Raw genomic sequence first — 22,010 nt, forward strand, 5'->3', positions numbered from 1 at the left:
CAGCAGAACCCGACCGTACGGGCCGGTGATCGACTCCCTCGAGTCCGATCCCTTCTTGACAAGGGTTATACGCGACCACCTCAAAGGGCGAATCAAGATGACGCGTGACTCCGCCGGGGAACCCGGCGCAGACGACGGGGATTCCGTCGTCTACGATCTCGCTTCCGATTGTACCGCCGACGACGTCGAGCAAGGCCGCCCCTATCTCGCCGAGATCAACGGCATCGTCGACTACGGCGTCTTCGTCGATCTCTCCGACTCCGTCTCCGGCCTCGTCCACGAATCCGTCCTCGAGGGCACCTACGCCGTCGGCGACGAACTCGTCGTCGAACTCGAGAGCGTTCGCGAGAACGGCGATATGGCCTTCGAGCCAGTCGATATCGACGACTATACGGTCGAGACGGTCGGCCACGACTACTCCCTGACCGGGACCGACCGCCTCGAGAGCACCATCGGCGAACAGATCCACCTCGAAGGGACGGTCACGCAGGTCAAACAGACCGGCGGCCCGACGATCTTCCACGTCGCCGACGAGTACGGCGTCGTTCCCTGCGCCGCCTTCGAGGAGGCCGGCGTCCGCGCCTACCCCTCGATCGAGGTCGGCGACGTCGTTCGCATTACCGGCACGCCGGAACACCGCGAGGGCTCCGTCCAGATCGAGGTCGACGGCCTCTCGAAACTCGAGGACGAGGACGCCGAGGCGGCCCGCGAGCGACTCGAGGACGCCCTCGAAGAGCGCGCCGAGCCCCACGACGTCGACCCCCTGATCGACTGGCCGGCGTTCGAGAAGCTCCGCCCCAACCTCGAGGAGGTCGCCCGACTGCTCCGTCGGACGGTCCTCGAGGGACGACCGATCCGCGTGCGCCACCACGCCGACGGCGACGGAATGTGCGCCGCCGTCCCCGTCCAGATCGCGCTCCAGCGGTTCATCGCCGACGTCCACGAGGACGAGGACGCGCCGCGCCACCTCATCAAGCGGCTGCCGGCGAAAGCGCCGTTCTACGAGATGGAAGACGCCACGCGGGACCTGAACTTCGCGCTCGAGGACCGCGAGAAACACGGCCAGCAACTCCCGCTCCTCCTGATGCTTGACAACGGCTCGACGGCCGAGGACGTCCCGGCCTACGAGACGCTGGCCCACTACGACATCCCGATCGCGGTCGTCGACCACCACCACCCCGATCCCGAGGCGGTGGAGGACTTACTCGACGCCCACGTGAACCCCTACCTTCACGACGAGGACTACCGGATCACGACGGGGATGCTCTGCGTCGAACTCGCGCGGATGATCTACCCCGATCTCGGCGACGAACTCCGCCACGTCCCCGCCGTCGCCGGCCTCTCGGACCGCTCGAAGGCCGACGCGATGGACGACTACCTCGACCTCGCCGACGAGGAGGGGTACGACGAGAACCGCCTGCAGGACGTCAGCGAAGCGCTGGACTACGCCGCGTTCTGGCTGCGCTACAACTCCGGCGACCAACTGATTCAGGACCTCCTGCAGGTCGACAGCGACGACGAACAGCGCCACCGCGACCTCGTCGACTTCTTCGCCGAGCGCGGGCGCGAGGAGGTCGACGAGCAACTCGACGCCGCGATGCCCCATTTAGAGCACGAGACGCTCGAGAACGGAGCTCACCTCTACCGGATCGACGTCGAGAACCACGCCCACCGGTTTACCTACCCCGCACCCGGGAAGACCACCGGCGAGATCCACGACCGCAAGATCGAGGAGACCGGCGACCCGGTCATCACGGTCGGCTACGGCCCGGACTTCGCCGTGCTCCGCAGTGACGGCGTTCGACTGGACATCCCGAACATGGTCTCCGAACTCGAGGCCGAGATCGCGGGCGGCGGCGTCTCCGGCGGCGGGCACCTCGTCGTCGGCTCGATCAAGTTCGTCACCGGCAAGCGCGAGGAAGTGATCGACGCTCTGGTCGAGAAGATGGCCGAGGCCGACATCGACGAAGCGCTCTCGAGCGCGGCCCCGATCGACGACTGACCGGCCGATCGATCGCTCTTTTCGGCTGTTTCGACTCGGTCAGCGACGGCTGACGAGTTCCGAACCACTCGATAAGATCCAGTTTGAGGATCCGTTGCGTCGCTCTCACGCCGGTTCCCGTTCCCGCTCGACCGCTCGCTGCGCGCCGCCGCCCATCGTCTTTCGGTTCGTAGTAAATTTTTAGTGAACGTATCGGGACGTACGAGTGCGTATGGATGATGAAAGATCACACCACAGATTCGGACAGTATCGACGGCGCGGACTGCTCGGCGGCATGGCGTCGCTGTTCGCGGCGACGGCGTACTCGCTGAACGTGTCGGCGGACGCCGCTGCGCCGGTCGGCGAGGGAGACGACGCGACGACTCAGACGGTATCCTCGCCCGACGGGAGCGTGGCCGTCACCGTCGACGTCGCCGGCGGGACGCCGACCTACAGCGTCTCGTTCGAGGGGACGACCGTCATCGATTCCTCGCGCCTCGGCTTCGAGTTCCGGAACCGGCCGGCCTTCGGCGTCGGCAGCGACGCGGCCGACGTCACCGTCACTGGGAGCGATCGGAGGACGGTCGATACGACGTGGGACCCGGTCTGGGACCGGTACGACGAGATCCAGGAACGCTACGCCGAACTCCGACTCGGCCTCGAGGAGACCGCGAATCCGGGCCGGGGCGGCACCCTCGAGATTCGGGCGTTCGACGACGGAGTCGGGTTCCGGTTCCTCTTCGACGAGCGCTTCGGCGATCCGTTCGTCATCACCGCCGAACGGACCGAGTACAGCTTCGCGGGCGATTACGAGTCGTGGTGGATTCCCAACGACTACGACAACTTCGAGGTCGAGTACGAGGAGACCCCGCTGAGCGAGATCGAATCGACGCTCGAAGCGGACGCGGGCGGCGAGTTCGACGGCGTCCACACGCCGATGACGATGCGCACCGACGACGGCCACTACGTCAGCGTCCACGAGGCGAACCTCGACGACTACGCGTCGCTGGCGATCGCGCCGCAGGGGAGCGGCGACACCGAGTTCGAGTCGACGCTGGCACCGCTGCCCGACGGGACGAAGGTGTCCGCGTCCGCGCCCCACGCGACGCCGTGGCGGACGGTCCAGCTCGGTCGGCGGCCGGGCGATCTCGTCGAATCGAACCTCATCGTCAATCTCAACGAGGACTACAGCGACGACGTGTTCACGCAGGGGACCGACTGGATCGAGCCCCAGAAGTTCATCGGCGTCTGGTGGCTGATGATCACCGGCCGCGCCGACTGGGAGTATCGGGGGCCACGGACGGGGAATCACGGCGCCCAGACCGGGCGAGCGAAGCAGTACATGGACTTCGCGAGCGAGCACGGCATTTCGGGCGTGCTCGTCGAAGGCTGGAACCGGGGCTGGTCGAGCTACCCGGGCGACGGAAGCGAGTTAGACTTCACGGAATCGTATCCCGACTTCGATCTCGAGGCGGTGACCGACTACGGCGCGAGCCTCGAGCCCCCGACCCGGATGACGATGCACAACGAGACGGCGGGGGACTTCCGCAACTACGAGTCACAGATAGACGAGGTGTTCGGACTGTACGACGACCTCGGTATCCGGACGATCAAGAGCGGCTACGTCGCCGACGACGGGAATCTGGCCGACGAGGGGTACAATCACCACAATCAGGTGCTGGTCAACCACCACACGCTGGTCGCGGAGCGGGCGGCCGCCAATCGGCAGATGCTCGACGTTCACGAACCGATCCACCCGACCGGTCGTCGGCGGACCTACCCCAACCTGATGACCCGGGAGGGCGTGAAAGGCCAGGAGTACGACGCCTTCGGCGACGTCAGCCCGAGCCACCACGTGACCTTCCCATTCACGCGGATGCTCGGCGGTCCCGTCGAGTACACTCCCGGCATCTTCGACACGGACTCCGGCTCCGGCGGCATCGAGACGACGCGGGCCAAACAGCTCGCGATGTACCCGACCTACTTCAGCGGTCTCCAGATGGTCGCGGACCTGCCGAGTTCGTATCTGGCCGACCAGCCCGCGACACTGAGTGTCGGCGAGGTCGCCCAGGCCCAACACGCCGACCTGGACGGGTTCGTCACCCAGTCGGAGTGGGCCAATGCACGAGGCGAGGCGTACGTCCCCTTCGACGCCAACAGCGTCGACAGCGGCGCGTCGGCCAGCTGGACGCTCGAGGACGCCGACGCCGGTGAGTACGATGTCCACCTCCGGGTGGCGAACTACGAGGCCGACAACGGGCTCGCCGACGGCGTCGACGCGACGGCGACGCTCCGAGTCGACGGGGAGCCGGTCGAACGGCTCTCGGTTCCGGGCACGGAGTACTGGGACGTCTGGACCGCGACGGCGACGACCGTCTCGCTCGAGGCCGGAGAGACCCACCTCTCCCTCGCGCTGACCGAGGGGGACACCGGCGGCTTCAACCTCGATTCGATCGCCGTCACGGAACCCGGTGCGCCGATGCCCGAGCCGGACGAGCCGCCGATCACCGGACCCACGGTCCCCGCGTTCCGGTTCATCGAGGACGTCCCGGCCGCGGGCTGGGACGACACGCGCGTCCTGGATTCGTCGATCGGGGACTACATGATCACCGCCCGGCGGAAGGGCGAGGAGTGGTACGTCGGCGCGATGACCGACGAGCACGGCCGGGCGCTCGAGGTCCCGCTCGACTTCCTCGAGTCCGCACCGGGCCGACGGCGCGGCCACGAGAAGAGCGAGGGGACGGGTCACGGAAAGGGCCGCGGGAAGGGCCACACGAAAGGGACGTACGTCGCCGAGATCTACTCGGACGGCATCGACGCCGACTACGACGGGAACCTCGAGGACGTCCGCATCGACGAGGCCCTCGTCGACGACTCCACGACGCTACTGGCGTCGACGGTCGGCTCCGGCGGCACCGCCGTTCGGCTCCGCCCGGCGACGCGAGAGGACCTCGAGAGACTGCCGACCTACGAGCGACCCTCGCAGGACCTCGCCGTGTCGATCGACGCGGAGACGTTCGTTCGAGAGCCGTTCGTCGCAGCGACCGGGTCGAACGACGGGGACTACATCGGCGGGACCAACGTGGAACTCGTCGTCGACGGCGAGGTCGTCGACATCGAGAACGTTCGGTTCGCGCCCGGTGCGACCGACGAGTCGTTCGCGTTCGGATCGTCGATCGACGCCGCGGGAACCTACGACGTGACCGTCCGGACGCTCGAGGGGGAGACTCTCGCCAGCCGGTCGGTGACGGTGAACCCGCCGGAGACCGTCGCCTCGTTCGACGACCCGAGTGGCGACGACGACGGCCCCGGCGAGTACACGTATCCGACCGCGGACGCCTTCGCGGACGGCGTCTTCGACCTCCGGTCGTTCGAGGTGACGCGGACCGCGAGTACCGTCCAGTTCTCGTTCGCGGTTGAGACGCTGAACGACCCGTGGGGAAGCGATCGGGGCTTCTCACCACACATGTTCGTGCTGTGGCTCCGCGATCCGAGTACGGACGGCGGGACGACGGCCGAAATCGGCGATCTCGGGCTCACAGCGGAGTTCGAGTCGGCGTGGCACTACCGCCTCGAGGTCAGTGGCTTCACGAAGAGCGCAGTCGACGCGGGCGGCAATCCGCTGACCGACGCCGAGGGCAACGGGATCGCCGTCCGGGACGACGTGGACACCGATTCGAACACCGTGACGCTCGCCGTCGATCGGGCGGCATTCGGGGAGACCGACGTCTCGGAACTGGAAGTCGTGGCGATGGTCCAGTCCGAGGACCGGGGTACGCTTCGTCCCGTCGCCGAAGACGCCGAGGACTACGTGTTCGGCGGTGCTATCCCCGGTGCGGCCGAGAACGCGCCTCGCGTGATGGACCTGCTGACGCCCGCGGGCGTCAGTCGGACCGAGGCGCTGGCTTACTCGGCCGACGAACGGGCGACGCTGCCGTTCGTCTCGCTGCGCGACGCCTGATCGGAAATCGGTCGCAAGAACGCAGCAGAGAAGCGACGAGAACGCGCCCGACCGCGACGAGCGGGCTTCTCAGCCCCGTCTCGGACGGCCTCACCGTCTCAGACGGAACGGAGACGTGTCGAACGCGACTCGAGAATCGTTCATGGTCGATGCGGTGACTGCGAGACCCGGGCGCGTTGCGATTAGTCGGCGCCGTGACGCGGCGTGTAACCGCAGTCGCCGCAGACGAGCGACTCGTATCGGGTCGACAGCGAGCCCGCGCATTCGGGACACTGATATTCGGATTCGAGTGAATGTTGACTGGTTGCCATGTAGTGGTGGAGGAACTGAGCGCTGATAAGCTCACCTATTATGGCGGTGAAATCATATAGTGATCCTAGAACGTGTGGTAGTGTCACGGCATGAGGCGTCGGAAATCACGACGTTCAGTTCACAGGGAGTACTGCCCGAGACGTGATCAGAATTGGTACCGTCGCTCGTCGTCCATCGACGGATACTGGTCCGCACCTGTCATCTCCTCGAAGGTCATCCCGGAGAGGTACTCGTCATACGTCACGTCGTAGGCCGACCGCAGCTGGAAGTCGAGCTTGCCGGTGTCGACGGTCGACTGAAAGAGCATGTGGATCGCCCGCCGGACGAGTTCGTCCGTCTCCTCGGGCTCTAAGGCGGTCTCGAGCAGTGCGAGTTCGTTTCGCGTTTCGCGGTCGAGCGAGACGGAGAGGTCGTCGCCGATGTCGGTGTACGAGTCCGACACTTCGTCGGTGAGATCGTCGAGGCTCATACGGGAGGGGACTCGAGCGGGCCGGATAGGCCTTTCGTGGTCGTCGCGTCGGCGATACCGACCGCGGCGGTGCGCTCGCGCGGGACCGCCACCAGTAAGGCGTCCCAGTCGCTAGCGGGACCGATGAGTGACGCCGAGGCACCGGCCGACGAGTGGACCCTGCCCGACGACCCCGAGGCCGTTCGCGAGGCCCTGATCGAGTGGTACGAGGACGACCACCGCGACTTCCCGTGGCGACGGACCGACGATCCCTACGAGATCCTCGTCAGCGAGGTGATGAGCCAGCAGACCCAACTCGGCCGCGTCGTCGAGGCCTGGGAGAGCTTCCTCGAGCGCTGGCCGACTACCGCCGACCTCGCCGAGGCCGACCGCGCCGATGTCGTGGGGTTCTGGACGGACCACAGCCTGGGGTACAACAACCGGGCCAAGTACCTCCACGAGGCCGCCGGACAGGTCGAAGACGAATACGGCGGCGACTTCCCCGAGACTCCCGAGGAGCTACAGGAACTAATGGGGGTCGGTCCGTACACGGCCAACGCGGTGGCGAGTTTCGCCTTCAACAACGGCGACGCGGTCGTCGACACGAACGTCAAGCGGGTGCTCTACCGCGCCTTCGGCGTTCCCGACGACGACGCGGCATTCGAAGACGCCGCGAGCGAGCTCATGCCAGCGGGGCGCTCGCGGGTCTGGAACAACGCCATCATGGAACTGGGCGGCGTCGCCTGCGAGCAGACCCCCCGCTGCGACGAGGCCGGCTGCCCCTGGCGCGAGTGGTGTGGTGCCTACGCCAGCGGCGACTTCACCGCCCCCGACGTTCCCACGCAGCCGAGTTTCGAGGGGAGCCGCCGGCAGTTCCGCGGCCGCGTGATCGGCACGCTCCGAGAGTACGACGAACTCGAGTTAGACGCCCTCGGTCACCGCATCCGGGTCGACTACGCGCCCGACGGCGAGTACGGCCGCGAGTGGCTCACGGGCCTGCTGACCGACCTCGAGTCGGACGGGCTGGTCGACCTCGAGCGCGGCGAGGACGGCGAACCCGTCGCGCGTCTCCGCCGCTGACAATCGGTTCGTTGACTGCTCTCGAGGCCGAACCGGATTTTGACCGCACCGCTTTTACGGACTCGGGAGCTTCATTCGACAGCGATCTCTGCAATCCCTCGTCGATTTCAATGACAAGCCACTCGTTCTCGAACCCGGAGCAGGACGCGCTCGATCGATCGTCCATCGAACACGCCAGACGCGGGCCGGTCGAACCGATTCGGGTCCTCTGCGTCGGTTTCGGCGGCTCTGAGCAGCCCGCCGTTCCCGACCGATTGACGGAGCGAGAGACTGACGTCCGGCTGACGGTCCACGGGGCGTCCTCGAGCGAGGAGGCGCTCGCGGTGCTCGACGAGAGGGACATCTCGTGTGTCATCAGCGAGTACCGCCTCGAGGGGACCACCGGTCTCGACCTGCTGGAGTCAGTGCGGTCGGTCGAGCCGAAGCTGCCCTTCATCCTGCTGACCGCGTCCGGTGACGAAGCGGTCGCGAGCCGCGCTATTTCGGCGGGAGTCACCGACTACGTTCGGTGGGACGACGAACGCGACGTAGTGGCATCCCTGACGGACCGGATCGAGGACGAGGTCGTGCGCTATCGGGCCGAACTCGAGAGTCGGCGGACGTACCTCGCGCTCGAGACCGCCCACGAGGGGATCAGTCTCCTGAACGCGGACGGGAACTTCACCTACGTCAACCGGGAGTACGCCGACCTCTACGGCTACGAGCCCGGTGAGATGATCGGCAACCACTGGGAGTCGCTGTACCCGGCGGGCGAAGCCGATCAGGTCCACGAGGAGATTCTTCCGAACGTCCACGAGAACGGACACTGGCAGGGTCACACGACCGGACTGCGAGCCGACGGGACGACGTTCCCCGAACTCCACTCGTTGACCGAGACGGACGACGGCGGCCTGGTCTGTGTCGTCCAAGACATCTCCGAGCGCCAGGAGCGCGAACGGGAACTCGAGCTGTTCCGGCGGCTGCTCGATCACTCCAACGACAGCGTCCTCGTCATCGATCCGGAGACGGGGGCGATACGGGACGTCAACGACACGGCGTGTCGACGTCGTGGCTACGCGCGGGAGGAACTGCTCGGGCTCACGGTTCCGGATATCGACACCGAAATGGCCGATCGAAACGCCTGGCAGTCCCACGTCGCGGAGCTCCGAGCGGCGGGTCAACTGACCGTCGACAGCGCGCACCGGCGGCGAGACGGGTCCACCTTTCCGGTGGAGATCAACGTCTCGTACGTCGATCTCGAGCGCGACTACGTGCTCGCCATCGCCAGGGACGTCACCGAGCGCCGGAACCGCCAGCGCCGGCTCAGAGAATCGGAACAGCGCTACCGGACGCTTGCCGAGCACTTCCCGAACGGCATCGTCACCCTGTTCGACGACGACCTCGAGTACACGCTGGCGGCCGGACAGGGATTCGCCGACATTCCCGTCGACCCGGACGACGTCGAGGGTCATGGTTTCGACGAGCCGTGGGACGAGGCGACGACCGCGGCGCTCGAGCCGGCGGTCCGGGCCGCCCTCGAGGGCGAAACTCGATCGGTCGACCTCGAGTACGCCGGCCGGGAGTGGGTCGTTCGTACCGTTCCGATCGCCGACGAACGCGGCGACATCTTCGCCGGGATGACGGTCGCCCAGGACATCACCGAACGCAAGGAGTACCAGCGCAGACTCGAGGAGACGATTTCGCGACTCGAGGAGTCCAACGAGCGCCTCGAACAGTTCGCCTACGCCGCCTCGCACGACCTTCAGGAACCGCTCCGGATGGTCTCGAGTTACCTCCAGCTCATCGCGGGGCGCTACGAGGAGTCGTTCGACGACGACGGCAGAGAGTTCCTCGCGTTCGCGATCGACGGCGCAGACCGCATGCGCGAGATGATCGACGCCCTGCTGGAATACTCGCGGGTCGAGACCCGAGGCGACCCCCTCGAGCCGGTCGAGCTGGACGCGGTCGTCGACGACGTCCGCGAGGATCTGCGACTCCAGATCGACGAGAGCGACGCCGAGATCGCGGTCGACTCGCTACCCAGAGTGCGAGGCGACGCCAGCCAGCTGCGGCAGGTGTTCCAAAACCTGCTCTCGAACGCGATCGAGTACAGCGGCGACGAACCGCCCCGGATCGACATCACCGCACGGCGCGACGGAGCGGAGTGGATCGTGTCCGTCGCCGACGAGGGAATCGGGATCGATCCCGCCGACCAGGACCGCATCTTCGAGGTGTTCAACCGCCTCCACAGCCGCGAGAAGTACGCGGGAACCGGAATCGGACTCGCGCTCTGTGAACGCATCCTCGAGCGCCACGGCGGCGAGATTCGAGTCGATTCCGCCCCCGGAGAGGGAGCGACCTTTTCCGTCGCGATACCGGCCGCCAACGGCTGAGAGTCGATCACCGTCGCCGTGACGCTCGCGCGACGGCGGTCGCGTGGGAGCCGGTAGCGACTGAGCGGTCGCTCAGTTCGCCGGAGAGTCCGTCGAGAAACGGCAAGCGGTGACGGACACCGTGCATTCCCTGTCGGCCAATTTCCAATTAGTGGCCTGCTGAAAAAAGTAGGCGACCCCACTTGTACCTACCCGGGAATTGCAGGGATTGAGAACGGCGGTACTCGGTACTGGTCGACCGTTGTCGTCGTCTCCCGGCCGACCGGAAAAATAATACTGAAATTATACTTTCGGGACGGGTCGGAGAAATCTGTGTCCCCGTGTGGCTGCAATGGCGCTTTAGAGCCGCCCGTGAGACAATAGGTTACTACGACGAACCCTCGAGTGAAAGTGACAGTCACTGGAATTGGGTGGCGGGAAAGGCTACCGGTAACCAAACCCGTCTATACGTCTCTGTGGTTGATTTCGGTGATGACCACAGTCGTCGAACTCGGGATTTCGGCAGATCGACTCGGACTCGCCCACACGTTCGATCGAGTGTCGGCGTTCGAATTCCAGATCGGCGGCATGATCGGTGGCTCCCCACCGCTCGTCTGGACGAGCGGCCCGGATCGCGACAGCGTTCGGCGAGCGCTCGAGGCGGATCCGTCGGTCGACGTGATCGCGAGCGTGGCCGACGACGGTGACACCGCGACCGACGCCGAGACGGAGACCGGCCCGGGAGATCGGTGGCTGTTCCGACTCGAGTTCGGAGACGGCGTGAAGCTGTTCGAACAGATCGTCACCGAAAACGACGGTGCGATCCTGACCGCTCGGGGTCGAGAGGGGCGGTGGACGGTGAAACTACTCTTTCACGACCGGGAGTCGGTGTCGGCGTGTCACGAACTCCTCGAGCAGTACGAGTTCGGGGCCGACGTCACCCGGATCAGCGGCGTAGACGACCTCGCGAGCGCGCGGACGCCCCTGACCGAAACGCAGTACGAGACGATCTGTAAGGCCCACGAACTCGGCTACTTCGACGTCCCGCGGGGCGTGACGCTCAAGGAGTTAGCGGCGGAGCTGGACATCTCACACCAGGCGCTGTCGGAACGGCTCCGCCGGAGTCACGCCGCCCTCGTCAGCGCGGAACTGTCCGATCGAAGCGCACCGATGGAAATCGATCCCTGAGAAGCGATGCCGCCTCGACTCGAGTTCGATATCTCAACAGATTTCTCGGTGCGTACCGTCGTTCGATAATTGTCCCTCGTATCTGTATGCCGTTTTAACGATATATTTTCATTTCTCGAGTCGAAAAGGGCGTATTTGACCCAATAGATAGCTTTATTGCTGGATATGACAATAGTTTTCTCGTCGGCGCGGTGCCGACCGATCGACGCGCCGAACGCGCTGCGAACGCCGGTGGATCGCTCGTGCTCAATTACCGATTGCGGTCATTCGTGGCTGTGTGACCGCGTCACCACTGGACGGCTATTGGGGCACCCCGTGACCCCAGACTCCGTTTTCGTTCGAACGATAGATGTAATACTAGTAACAAGTGCGTAGTTTTATCTGTCGAACTGAAATACACTTCACAAGAGAGAAGTGATCGGACGAAGCCGGACGAGTACCGTCGACGAGTCCGCTCGAGCGATCGAGCGGGAAACCCCGTCGAATCTATCGCTAGACGATATCTACCACCTCCTCCAGACGAAACGCCGTCGAGACGTCCTCCGATATCTTCGCGAGGCGGACGGCCCGGTCCGGTTGCGCGAGCTCGCCGAACAGGTGGCCGCCTGGGAACAGAACACGACGGTCGAACACTTGAGTTCCGACGAACGCCAGCGGGTCTACATCTCCCTGTACCAGTCACATCTGCCGAAACTCGACAACCACGGGATCGTCGACTACGATAAGGATCGCGGCCGAGTCGAGGCGACCTCGCGGACGTCACAGTTGGACTCGTATCTCGATCCCCCACGGGCGACGGAGTCGTCCGAACGGTGGCCACAGCGATACGCGGCGACGATCGGCCTCTGTGCGCTGCTGGTCGGCGCGATCGGGGCGGGACGCGTTCCGATCTCCGGGCTCGTCGGTGCGGGAATCGTGCTCGCCGCGTTTACCACCGTCACGGGCGCGCACGCGTGGTCGACCGGCGTCTTTCGCCGGTAGTACCTCGACGACGGCCGCTATCGGACGCGGAAAGAGAGCGAGAACTGAAATTAGAATACGGAACGCGAGCGAGCGACGGCATCGGAATGCGGGACGCGAGCGATAGCTGCACTCGGACGCGGGAGCCACGCGACGACCGTCAGTCGGCGCGGGAAGTGACCCCCGTGTTCGGATCAGCGGTCCGCTCGAGGAGCCGGTGGGCGTGAACGGCGACTGAAAAGTCCTGCGGGCTCGGGAGCGCACAGGCGAGCCAGCCGATCGCTGCCGCGGCGACGACCGGCGTCTCGGTCGTCACGTAGCCGGCAGCGCCCAGTCCGAAGACAGGGATTGCGAGGAGGAACGGGGCGAGCGCTGCGAGTCGAAGCGTCCACGGGGGTTCGCTGCCGGTCGGACGGGGGGTGACGGCGGCCCAGGGGCGGGTCGTCAGGAGCGCGACGAGTCCGTCGGTCCGCCCGGGAAAATAGGAGACGGAGTACTCGACGCGTGCGAGTCGGAGCACCACTGCGTGCGTCCACTCGTGAGCCACCAGTCCGATCGCTACCGCGAGAGCGAGCGCACAGCCAGCAACCACCACGTTCGATCCGATCATTGGAGACGCGAGATCACGGCCGGATGTTCGGTGACCGAAACGCCAGCCATCTCACGCACTCGAGTCGATGAACTACCGGTGGAAGTCCCCCCGCCTGTACTAGTTGTCGTCTTAAGGCCGGTCCCGTCGGGACCGATGGCTCCGATCGCGACCGTCTTTCCGCCGCGACCTGCCGAGAAACCGTGCCACTACCGGAAACGAGCGGACAGCGGGTGTCGCTCGGACAAGCGTTAAGTATTGGTGGGTGGTAGCGCGTGGCATGGAACCGACTGAGACGCTCGAGTTCGGTCACGCGGACCGCAAAGAGATCTACGAGTACGTCGAGCGGCACGGAGCGGTCGACCCTGAGGAGACCCGAGAGCGCCTCGGACTCGATCCGAGCGGGTTCCGCCACCACGTCGCGATCCTCAAGCGGGACAGCCGAATCGAGGAGGAAGACGGGACGCTCAGGGTAACGATCGACGCGGGTGCCGAGGAGGAGTACGTCTCCGAGGACCTCGAGTTCCACATTCGGCCGGCGCGTCAGGAGGACCTATCGGGGATCGTCGGTGCGATCCGACGGGTCGTCGAGGAGAAGACCTACATCGAGGCCGAGAGCGTCGCCGACGAGATCGACCACGAGGAGGCCCTGCTCCGGCACAACGAACTCCAGTCCAGGATGTTCTTCGTCGCCACGGTCGAGGACGAGGTCGTCGGCTGGGTCCACCTCCACGCTCCCGAGTTAGAGAAGTTGAGTCACACCGCCGAACTCACCGTCGGCGTTCTCGAAGACTACCGCGGCCACGGCGTCGGCTCGCATCTCCTCTCGCGCGGCCTCGAGTGGGCCGGATCGAACGGCTACGAGAAGGTCTACCAGAGCGTGCCGTCGACCAACGAGGAGGCCATCGCCTTCCTCGAGGAACACGACTGGGAGACCGAGGCGATCCGAGAGGATCACTACAAACTCAACGGTCACTACGTCGACGAGGTGATGATGGCCGTCGAACTCTAGGAGAGCGTCGTCGAACGCCGTCGAACGCGGACCGCGAGGTTCGGTTGTCCGTCGACGAGGAGACCCACACGTCGCCTCGGGCTGACTTGCTTTCCTGCACGGATCTCCAAGAGAGCCTCGGCGAGGACGGGCAGCGTCGCACGGCAGTGCGCAGTGCGGCCGTCGGTACTCCTGGCGGCCGGCAGCCGGCGCGAGACCGCCGCGGGATTCGCGGAACCGAAAGACAATTCCTGTAGACGGGGCTACGGAACAGCATGCTTTCGATCGCACTTGCCGGGAAACCGAACGCCGGCAAGTCCACGTTCTACACGGCGGCGACGATGGCGGAGGTAGACGTCGCCAACTATCCCTTCACGACGATCGACGCCAACCGCGGGGTCAGCTACGTCCGGACCGACTGCCCTTGTCTCGAGCGCGACGAGCGCTGTAACGCCGACAACTGTGAGGACGGCAAGCGCTACGTCCCGGTCGAACTCTTGGACGTGGCGGGGCTCGTCCCGGGTGCCCACGAGGGGAAAGGGCTGGGCAACCAGTTCCTGGACGAACTCACGAACGCGGACGTGATCGTCAACGTCGTCGACGCCTCCGGCGGCACCAACGAGAAGGGCGAACCCGTCGACATCGGCGACCACGATCCGCTCGAGGATATCGATTTCATCGAGGAGGAGATGGACCTCTGGCTGGCGGGCATCGTCGAGCGCAACTGGGAGGCGGTCGAGCGCAAGTCCCGCTCGCCCGATTTCGACATCGACGACGCCTTAGCGGACATGCTCTCCGGCTTCGGCGCGTCGCCCAAACAGATCGCGATGACCCTCCGGGATCTCGACTACCCCGACGATCCGATCCAGTGGGAGGACGAACACCGCGAGGCGCTCGCCCGAGACGTGCGCCGCCGGACCAAGCCGATCGTCGTCGCGGCGAACAAGATCGACGTCGCGCCCGAGGAGAACGTCGAGCGCCTGCTCGAGCTCGACAAGCCGGTGATCCCCACCACCGCAGAGGGCGAACTCGCGCTCCGCCGGGCCGCAGACAACGGCCTGATCGAGTACGATCCCGGCGACGAGACGATCGAGATCGGCGACGACGTCAACGACGCCCAGCGCGAGGCCCTCGAGGACCTCGCTGACACCATGGCCGAGTGGGACGGCACCGGCGTCCAGACGGCGCTCGATCACGCGGTCTACGACCTGCTCGAGCACCTCACCGCCTACCCGGTCGAGGACGCCTCGAAGTGGTCCGACGGCAGCGGCAACGTCCTGCCCGACGCCTTCCTGCTGCCCGACGGCTCGACACCAGTCGACCTCGCCTACAGCGTCCACTCCGACATCGGCGACGGCTACCTACACGCGGTCAACGCCAAGACAAACCGGGAAATCGGCGAGGAGTACGAACTCGAGGAGGGCGACGTGATCAAGATCGTGAGCACGAATTAGTACGTCTATTTTCTCTTGTTTTAACTGAGTGCGGTGATCAGTACAACTGAAACAGTTATCGTGGCTACCGTCATTCATTCACCTCAGATTTGACTGAATCTGGTGCTCAGTATCCGCGTTTACTGAGTACTCATCCAGAGGAGTTCCCCCAAAGATAGCAGGAGGTGACGTTTTGTATCCGGCCTCTGCTACCTGGTACCATGGGGAATAATTCGAAGTCAGAAGATTCCGACGAAGAAGGTCTTGACGCTGCGAAAGACGAGATAGATGAAGAACCAGAGCCTGGGCTTGGTCCAGGCGCTGATGGCGATGAGGAAGACGCAGAGAGGGACTCGGAAACCAACGCCGAGAACGATAATTAACGCCTCTGCATAGAGCATTGCTGTACGGATATTTCTACCACATCTGAGAGTCACTGGGGTGTTCAGTCCGCATCCGTAGTGATCGCGAAAGTCAGTCGGGAATAGATTGGAAAACGGGTGTCGAACACAATAGCGGACTCCGACAGCGGACGGGAGTCGTGTGGAAGCCGAATTTGCCGGCCGCTCACACTCGGTGGAGAAATGCGCGAAGTTCGGCGTACGCCGCATCGTACTCGTCACGAAACACGAAGTGGCCGGCGTCGGGAACGTGAACGAGCCGACCGTTCGTCAGTCGATCGGCCGCGTCTAGATCCTTCACTCGGTCCGCCACGTCGACGTCGCGTCGCAACACTAACGTGGGACTCGTGATCTCGTCGAACGCTTCCGTCACTAATCCGTGTTCCTGGGCGTACTTTGCGACGTGGGGGCTACACTCGTCGATCGATGCGGCTAATCGCCGGCTATGCTCAGGATCGTACCGATCGTCATCGTAGTGCCGTTCGATTCGTTCCTCGACAGTGAGGGCTTTCGACTCGTGCAAATGTTCGCGGGCCGTTTCTCGTGCCGCTTCCATACTCATCTCCGGCGGGTCTCGAAACCGAGACGGATCCTCGAGGACCAGACCGCGCGGAAGATCGGGATGATCCGCGGCCGTCCAGGCAACTGTCGCAGCCCCCATCGAGTGACCGACGAGAAACGGGTTTGTGAGGTCCAACTCGTCCACGAGTCCGACGAGATCCGCGACTCGAGCGTCGATATCGTATCCCGTTTCCGGGGCGTCCGAACGACCGTGACCGCGGGCGTCGTACGCGATCACCTCGTAGTCGTCGGCGAGATCCGAACCCAGCGGAATCCAGCGACGGCCGTTGTTGTACATCCCGTGGGCCATCACTATCGGTGGCCCGTCCCCCGTTCGATAGTACTGGAGTTCGATACCGGTAACGGAGACGGTTCCGCTAGTCCACTCTCCGGGGAGATCCATACGGTTTCTTTCACCCACATCTCGAAAATGGTTTCCATACTACATCTTCCTCGCGAATTCAGGCCCGATTGCTAGTCGATACGCGGGCGGACGCTTTCCGGATCGTTTCGACGCGTTGTGACGGACCCGAATCACCGCTCGTGAATCGCTGCTCGAGAGCGTCCCCGACGAGCCGAACGGATGGTGTTCATGAAATTGGATTTGAGAGGACAATAGTGCCTCTTATGTGATCTAACTGTACGGTTTTTGTCAGAATACCGTCGTTAGGCGGACGATTTATCCCGTGATTCGTGGTGGAATCACCCATGGTGGACAAGACGCTCTCCGCCGACAAGGTGACTCGTGAAGAGGCCGCCGAACAGCTCCGAGCGCTCGCCGACGAACTCGAGAGCGAGGGGGAGGCGACGGTTCGGACTGGGAACAAGACGGTCGACCTGCGGCCGTCGGAGTCGATCGCGTACGAGGTCGGCGTCCGCGAGCGGTCGTCGATCCTGCGCGGGAACCGCGAGACGGTGACGGTCAAGATGGACTGGAAGCCGCCGAACGTCTCCGAGGGGTCTACAGAGGCCGAGGCCGAATAGCGGTCGGCGCTACCGGCAGCTCGGTCTCGCGACCCCGCGTACGCGTTCGGCGAGCGATTCGAACCGCATACGCTCGAGTAGGATCGACGACCCGCTCGACCGCCCTACTGAGCCGAATTCGTCAGTATCGATATCGGAACCGTCGCGACGGCTGTCGAGTAGAGATGCGTTTTTCGTCACTGGCGACCGATACTGTCTATGACCCCTCGTCCCGCCCGCGTTCCCAGCCCCCGACGCGACCGACAGATCTCGGCGGAGTTGACCGCTCTCAGCGACCGCCTCGAGGCGACGGAGCGCCACCAGCGGCAGTTAGAAAATACGATCGCCGCGCTCGCGCGTGAAGTCGGTCTCTCGATGGGCTGTTTGTGCGGCCACTGTGACGAGAGCTACACGCTCATCCGAAGCGGGACGATGTACTGTCCCAGATGCGGTCATCGGCAGTCGCTCTGAGAACGCGAGGCGGATGACGGGATGCGTCTCGAGCGGTGCGGCCCCGTTCCGGTTCGCGCTCACACGAGGTGACCGATCGGATCGAACCGGACGGCGGCCACGAGCACGGCGAGGAAGACGTAGGAGCCCCGGATGAGTAACATGGTCGCGAGTTCGGGATCGGCTCGTCGCGCGACGGCGGCGACCGCGGCGAACGCGAGGGCTGCCAGCAGCGCCGTCGGGGGGAAGATACGCGCGACGGCGAACGCGACGACGGCCGCTAACGCGACGGCCATCAATCCGTAGGCGACATCGTAAGCGCGGTCGGGGCCGACCGCCACCGCGACGGTCCGTTTGTCGATCGAACGGTCGTAGGCGTAGTCCTGGGCGTCGTCGATCACCTTGATCCCGGAGAGGAGCGCGAGGAAGACGACGGCGAAGCCGAGCGGAACCGCGGTGAGCGTCGTCGCCTGTACGTAGAATCCGCCGAGCACCGACAGAGCGATTCCGAGCGGGTAGCCGGTCGTCGCCGTCACGGGATTCATGTCGAGTTGCGGCGCGTGGTGGTAGGCGATCAGCCACGCGGGGACGACCAGCGCGACCGCGAGGAGGTCGACGAGGACGCCGAGGACGAGACAGCACGCCGCGAACGTCGCCGTCGACAGGGCGAGCGCGACTCGACACCCCCTCGCGGTCAGCGGGTGATCGTCGTCCTCGCCGCGGACGTGGAAGTCGACGTAGCCGTCTTTCACGTGAGCCGTGTAGACCGCCGCGAACATCGCCGCGACGTGGACCGTCGCGAGCATAGGATCGACAGTTCCAGCGAGGATCGCGCCGAACAGCGACGCGGCCAGCGGCGGTGTCATGAAAACGGGATGGATCTGTGACCGGAGCGCTCGAGTCGTCGCACCGATACCCGTCCCGTCTCTCGCGATGGCCATGTGCCGAGGGACAACGAACTGACGTATAATACCCGGGCCGGGCCCGCAGACGCTGGAACCGGCGTTCCGAAACACACAATTTGATGTGCTGTCCCGTGCCACGAGAGAGCATGCCTGATGGCTACACCGGTGCGGATCTCTTCACTGATGCTCTCGAGTCCTACGGCGTCGACTACGTCTTCGGCAATCCGGGGACGACCGAACTCCCGATCATGGACGCGATCGGCGAGAGCGAACTCGAGTACCGACTCGGGCTCCACGAGGACATCGCGGTCGGGATGGCCGGCGGCTACGCCCAGCGGCGGCGGTACCACGCCCACCACGACGACTCGATCACCCCTGTCGGCGTCGCGAACCTCCACATCGCGCCCGGGCTGGCCCACGGGCTGGGGAACCTCTACGCGGCCAAGATCGCCGGCGCGCCGCTGGTCGTGACGGCGGGCAATCACAGCACCGACTTCCGCCACGAGGAGCCGATCCTCTCGGGCGATCTGGTCGACATGGCCGAGCAGTTCTGCAAGTGGTCCGACGAGGTGCTCGACGTCGCGGCGCTGCCGACGATGCTCCGCCGGGCGTTCCGAGTCGCGATGACGCCCCCGACGGGCCCGGTCTTCCTCGGGCTCCCGCTGGACGTCATGATGAGCGAAACCGACGCCGAGCCCGAACGGCTCGGTCCGATTCCGAACGCCGGCAGCGGCGATCCCGCCCAACTCGAGCGGGCGGCCGACCTGCTGGCCGAGGCCGACGATCCGGTGCTGGTCGTCGGCGATCACGTCGCCCGGTCGGGTGCCGACGCCGTCGCCGCGGCGGTCGAACTCGCGGAGGCGACGGGGGCCCGCGTCCACGGCGAGATCCTCTCCTGTGAAGTGGACTTCCCGACCGACCACGAGCAGTGGGTCTCCTACCTGCCGACCAACGAGGACCTGGCCGCGATGCTGATGGACACCGACACGATCTGCTTCGCCGGCGTCTCGACGAACACGACGCTGACCCGCCACGAGGAGGCGCTCGTCGATGACGACACGACCTGTATCCACCTGAGCGACGATAGCTGGCAGGTCGGCAAGAACCAGCCCGCCGACGCGGCCGTGATCGGCGATCCGGGACTCGTGATGCAGGGGATCACCGAACGCGTCCAGCGGAAACTCTCGGACGAGGTCGTGGCGGACCGGCTCGAGGAAGTCGCCGACGTCAAGGAGATGGTCGAGGCCAAGATGGCCGGCTACGGCGAGGGCGACGGGGACGACCCCCGCTCCTCGAAGGCCGAACTGGTCGACGCCATGGAGCGCGTCGCGGGCGACGCGGCGATCGTCGACGAGGGCGTCACCTCGAAGTACGCCATGTTGACCCGGTGGGACCTCGCGCCCGAGCAGTACATCTCGAACAAGGGCGGCGGCCTCGGCTACGGGCTGCCGGCGGCAGTCGGTGCGGCCGTCGCGGAGGAGCAGCGAGACGACCCGCGCGACGTGGTCGGCTTCATCGGCGACGGCTCCTACCAGTACTATCCCCACTCGATCTACAGCGCCGCTCGCTACGATCTGGATCTCACCGTCGTCATCTCGGACAACCGCAACTACCGCATCCTGAAGGACAACACGCTCGCCATCATGGGCGGCGACGAGGACGACTACGAGTTCGTCGGGATGGACTTCGACCCCGCCGTCGACCTCGTGAAAAATGCCGAGAGCCACGGTGCGCGCGCCGAGCGCGTCGAGACGCCCGACGAGATCGAGGGAACGCTCGAGGACGCGCTCGCTCGCGAGGGCCCGGACGTGCTCGACGTGCTGGTCCACGACTGACGGAAACCGGACGGGACCGAGGACGGATGGCGGGACCGCGGTTCACTCGGCGGCCTCGAGCGCTCGGCCGAGCGCGACGGCCGTCGCCTCGTCGTCCCAGTCGGTCACGAACTGGCAGCCGACCGGATCACTGCCCGCTCGCTCCGTTGCGACCGGGACCGAGAGCGCGGGGTGGCCGGTGAGGTTGAACGGACCGGTGTTGGCGATGGTCCGCAGGAGGGCCGCGTCGTCGCTTATCTCGCCGTAGTCTGGTGCAGTCATCGGTGTCGTCGGAAGGAGGAGCGCGTCGTAGGTCTCGAACCGACCGTCGACGACGGTCGCGAACTCCCGGCGGACGTTCTGCGCGGCGACGTAGCCCGCGCCGTCGTCGAGCGCGGTCAGGGCCCGCCCGAGGACGAGCCGCGCGCGCACGTTCTCGCCCAGTTCGTCCGCGTCCATCGACGCCACCGTCTCGCGCCACGGTTCGCTGTAGCCGGTCCCGACGCCGTAGTCCTGACCCGCCTGTGCGACGAGCGTCGTGAACTCCGTGGCGGTGACGGCGGCATTGACCAGCGACTGCGTATCGAAGCCAGGGAGCGAGACCGATTCGACGGTCACGCCAGCCGCCTCCAGCCGGTCGGCCGCCCGCTCCACGGCCGCGGTGACTTCGTCGTCCGCGCCCTCTTGGGCCTCGGTAACGAGTCCGACCGTCGTCTCGTCGACCTCGCGGTCCAGCCCGTCGGTCGGACTAGGCGTCCGCGCGCCGACCGACGACGGATCGCGACGGTCGGGCCCGTTGATTGCCTCGAGCACGGTGGCCGCCGTTTCGACGTCGGGCGCGAGCGGTCCGACGTGGTCCAGCGACGTCGCCAGGTCCGCGAAGCCGAACCGCGGGACGGTCCGGAACGTCGGTTTGAATCCGACTACGCCGCAGAAGGAGGCGGGAATGCGGATCGAGCCGCCGGTGTCGGTGCCCAGCGCCGCATCGACCAGTCCGCCGGCGACGGCCGCGCCGCTCCCGCTCGAGGAGCCGCCCGGAACGCCCTCGGCGCTCGGGTTCTCGACCGGCCCGTGCGCGCAGGTCTCGCTCGTGGTGAAGTAGGCGAACTCGTCCATGTTCGTCGTCCCGACGAGATCGGCGCCCGCCTCGAGCAACCGCTCGGTGACGGCCGCGTGATACTCGGGCTCGAACTCGAGCGCGTCCGAACCGCAGGTCATCGGGACGCCCGCGACCGCGATGTTGTCCTTGACCGCGACGTCCGTCCCCGCGAGCGGTCCGGACTCGGCACCGGACAGTTCACACCGGTACAGGAAGGCGTTGTACTCGTCGTCCCCTTCACTGACGCTCTCCGCGGGATCGGACGCCGCGATCGTCGGCTCGAGATCGCCGAGCAGCGCGACCGTCGCTTCCGCCTCGCTCGCGTACCCCTCCCGCTCCGCCTCGGAGAGGGTGATTCCGTACGTCGCTGCCGCCGACTCGACTGCCTCGAGAATGTTACTTTCTGTCACGGTAGATTCTGTCATCACGCTCGTCTTAACGATTGGGTCGCCGGCAGAGAGCGAGCGCCGTCTCGCGGGAACGCGATGGATGCGGGCGGGACGGAGGTCGCTCCGCGGCCGCG

Annotated in this window: 17 protein-coding genes and 1 pseudogene; 13 read left to right on the top strand and 5 right to left on the bottom strand. The window is 65.6% G+C overall.

The genetic code is table 11. The features are described 5' to 3' along the window. The first annotated feature begins 97 nt into the window (after positions 1-97). Both han and LDH66_RS02925 read left to right on the top strand, forming a co-directional pair. Positions 98-2,002, top strand: coding sequence for a Hef-associated nuclease (han, locus tag LDH66_RS02920; protein WP_226479577.1), 1,905 nt, complete (start codon positions 98-100; stop codon positions 2,000-2,002). A gap of 211 nt (positions 2,003-2,213) precedes the next feature. Further along, positions 2,214-5,942, top strand: coding sequence for a glycoside hydrolase family 97 N-terminal domain-containing protein (locus LDH66_RS02925; RefSeq protein ID WP_226479578.1), 3,729 nt, complete (start codon positions 2,214-2,216; stop codon positions 5,940-5,942). A gap of 457 nt (positions 5,943-6,399) precedes the next feature. Here LDH66_RS02925 and LDH66_RS02930 read toward each other — a convergent pair whose 3' ends face one another. Then, positions 6,400-6,723 (bottom strand): ribbon-helix-helix protein, encoded by a 324-nt coding sequence (locus LDH66_RS02930; RefSeq protein ID WP_226479579.1) that lies wholly within the window; start codon positions 6,721-6,723, stop codon positions 6,400-6,402. A 123-nt stretch (positions 6,724-6,846) separates the two neighbouring features. Here LDH66_RS02930 and LDH66_RS02935 point away from each other — a divergent pair, with 123 nt between their 5' ends. The 5 genes and pseudogenes from LDH66_RS02935 to LDH66_RS02950 all read left to right on the top strand — a co-directional run bounded on the left by LDH66_RS02935 (position 6,847) and on the right by LDH66_RS02950 (position 12,302). Further along, a complete protein-coding gene (locus LDH66_RS02935; protein WP_226479580.1) occupies positions 6,847-7,782 on the top strand; it encodes an HhH-GPD family protein in 936 nt (311 codons plus the stop codon). Between the two features lie 110 nt (positions 7,783-7,892). Beyond that, positions 7,893-8,279: pseudogene (locus tag LDH66_RS23215) on the top strand (response regulator); the annotation flags it as partial. 69 nt (positions 8,280-8,348) lie between these two features. After that, the gene (locus LDH66_RS02940) at positions 8,349-10,154 is read left to right on the top strand and encodes a PAS domain S-box protein (protein ID WP_425492904.1); all 1,806 of its coding nucleotides are present in this window, start codon (positions 8,349-8,351) and stop codon (positions 10,152-10,154) included. Between the two features lie 471 nt (positions 10,155-10,625). Further along, positions 10,626-11,321 carry a helix-turn-helix domain-containing protein gene (locus tag LDH66_RS02945; protein WP_226479582.1) on the top strand — a complete coding sequence of 232 codons (696 nt, stop codon included), beginning with the start codon at positions 10,626-10,628 and terminating at the stop codon, positions 11,319-11,321. A 414-nt stretch (positions 11,322-11,735) separates the two neighbouring features. Further along, positions 11,736-12,302: a DUF7344 domain-containing protein gene (locus LDH66_RS02950; RefSeq protein ID WP_226479583.1), complete on the top strand. Its 567-nt coding sequence runs from the start codon at positions 11,736-11,738 to the stop codon at positions 12,300-12,302. 139 nt (positions 12,303-12,441) lie between these two features. Here LDH66_RS02950 and LDH66_RS02955 read toward each other — a convergent pair whose 3' ends face one another. Continuing rightward, entirely contained in the window at positions 12,442-12,891 is a 450-nt protein-coding gene (locus LDH66_RS02955; RefSeq protein ID WP_226479584.1) for a hypothetical protein, read from the bottom strand. 259 nt (positions 12,892-13,150) lie between these two features. Between LDH66_RS02955 and LDH66_RS02960 the strand changes: the two genes are divergently transcribed. The 3 genes from LDH66_RS02960 (at position 13,151) to LDH66_RS02970 (ending at position 15,677) form a co-directional block, all read left to right on the top strand. Further along, positions 13,151-13,882, top strand: a complete 732-nt coding sequence (locus LDH66_RS02960; RefSeq protein WP_226479585.1) for a GNAT family N-acetyltransferase — start codon at positions 13,151-13,153, stop codon at positions 13,880-13,882. A 254-nt stretch (positions 13,883-14,136) separates the two neighbouring features. After that, positions 14,137-15,315, top strand: coding sequence for a redox-regulated ATPase YchF (locus tag LDH66_RS02965; protein ID WP_226479586.1), 1,179 nt, complete (start codon positions 14,137-14,139; stop codon positions 15,313-15,315). A 200-nt stretch (positions 15,316-15,515) separates the two neighbouring features. After that, positions 15,516-15,677: a hypothetical protein gene (locus LDH66_RS02970; RefSeq protein WP_226479587.1), complete on the top strand. Its 162-nt coding sequence runs from the start codon at positions 15,516-15,518 to the stop codon at positions 15,675-15,677. A 184-nt stretch (positions 15,678-15,861) separates the two neighbouring features. Here LDH66_RS02970 and LDH66_RS02975 read toward each other — a convergent pair whose 3' ends face one another. Further along, positions 15,862-16,659: an alpha/beta fold hydrolase gene (locus LDH66_RS02975; RefSeq protein ID WP_226479588.1), complete on the bottom strand. Its 798-nt coding sequence runs from the start codon at positions 16,657-16,659 to the stop codon at positions 15,862-15,864. 305 nt (positions 16,660-16,964) lie between these two features. Between LDH66_RS02975 and LDH66_RS02980 the strand changes: the two genes are divergently transcribed. Together LDH66_RS02980 and LDH66_RS02985 are read left to right on the top strand one after the other, a co-directional pair. Then, positions 16,965-17,240, top strand: coding sequence for an amphi-Trp domain-containing protein (locus LDH66_RS02980; RefSeq protein ID WP_226479589.1), 276 nt, complete (start codon positions 16,965-16,967; stop codon positions 17,238-17,240). 198 nt (positions 17,241-17,438) lie between these two features. Beyond that, the gene (locus LDH66_RS02985; protein WP_226479590.1) at positions 17,439-17,690 is read left to right on the top strand and encodes a hypothetical protein; all 252 of its coding nucleotides are present in this window, start codon (positions 17,439-17,441) and stop codon (positions 17,688-17,690) included. Between the two features lie 59 nt (positions 17,691-17,749). On the opposite strand, the gene LDH66_RS02990 is transcribed toward LDH66_RS02985, so the two are convergent. Continuing rightward, on the bottom strand, positions 17,750-18,610 hold the full coding sequence (locus LDH66_RS02990; protein ID WP_226479591.1) for a UbiA family prenyltransferase: 861 nt from the start codon (positions 18,608-18,610) through the stop codon (positions 17,750-17,752). 110 nt (positions 18,611-18,720) lie between these two features. Between LDH66_RS02990 and LDH66_RS02995 the strand changes: the two genes are divergently transcribed. Beyond that, on the top strand, positions 18,721-20,409 hold the full coding sequence (locus tag LDH66_RS02995) for a thiamine pyrophosphate-binding protein (RefSeq protein ID WP_226479592.1): 1,689 nt from the start codon (positions 18,721-18,723) through the stop codon (positions 20,407-20,409). A gap of 42 nt (positions 20,410-20,451) precedes the next feature. Here the strand turns inward: LDH66_RS02995 and LDH66_RS03000 are convergent, their stop codons facing one another. Continuing rightward, a complete protein-coding gene (locus LDH66_RS03000) occupies positions 20,452-21,897 on the bottom strand; it encodes an amidase (protein ID WP_226479593.1) in 1,446 nt (481 codons plus the stop codon). Positions 21,898-22,010 lie beyond the last annotated feature (113 nt).

This window comes from Natrinema amylolyticum (assembly GCF_020515625.1).
GTDB lineage: Archaea > Halobacteriota > Halobacteria > Halobacteriales > Natrialbaceae > Natrinema > Natrinema amylolyticum.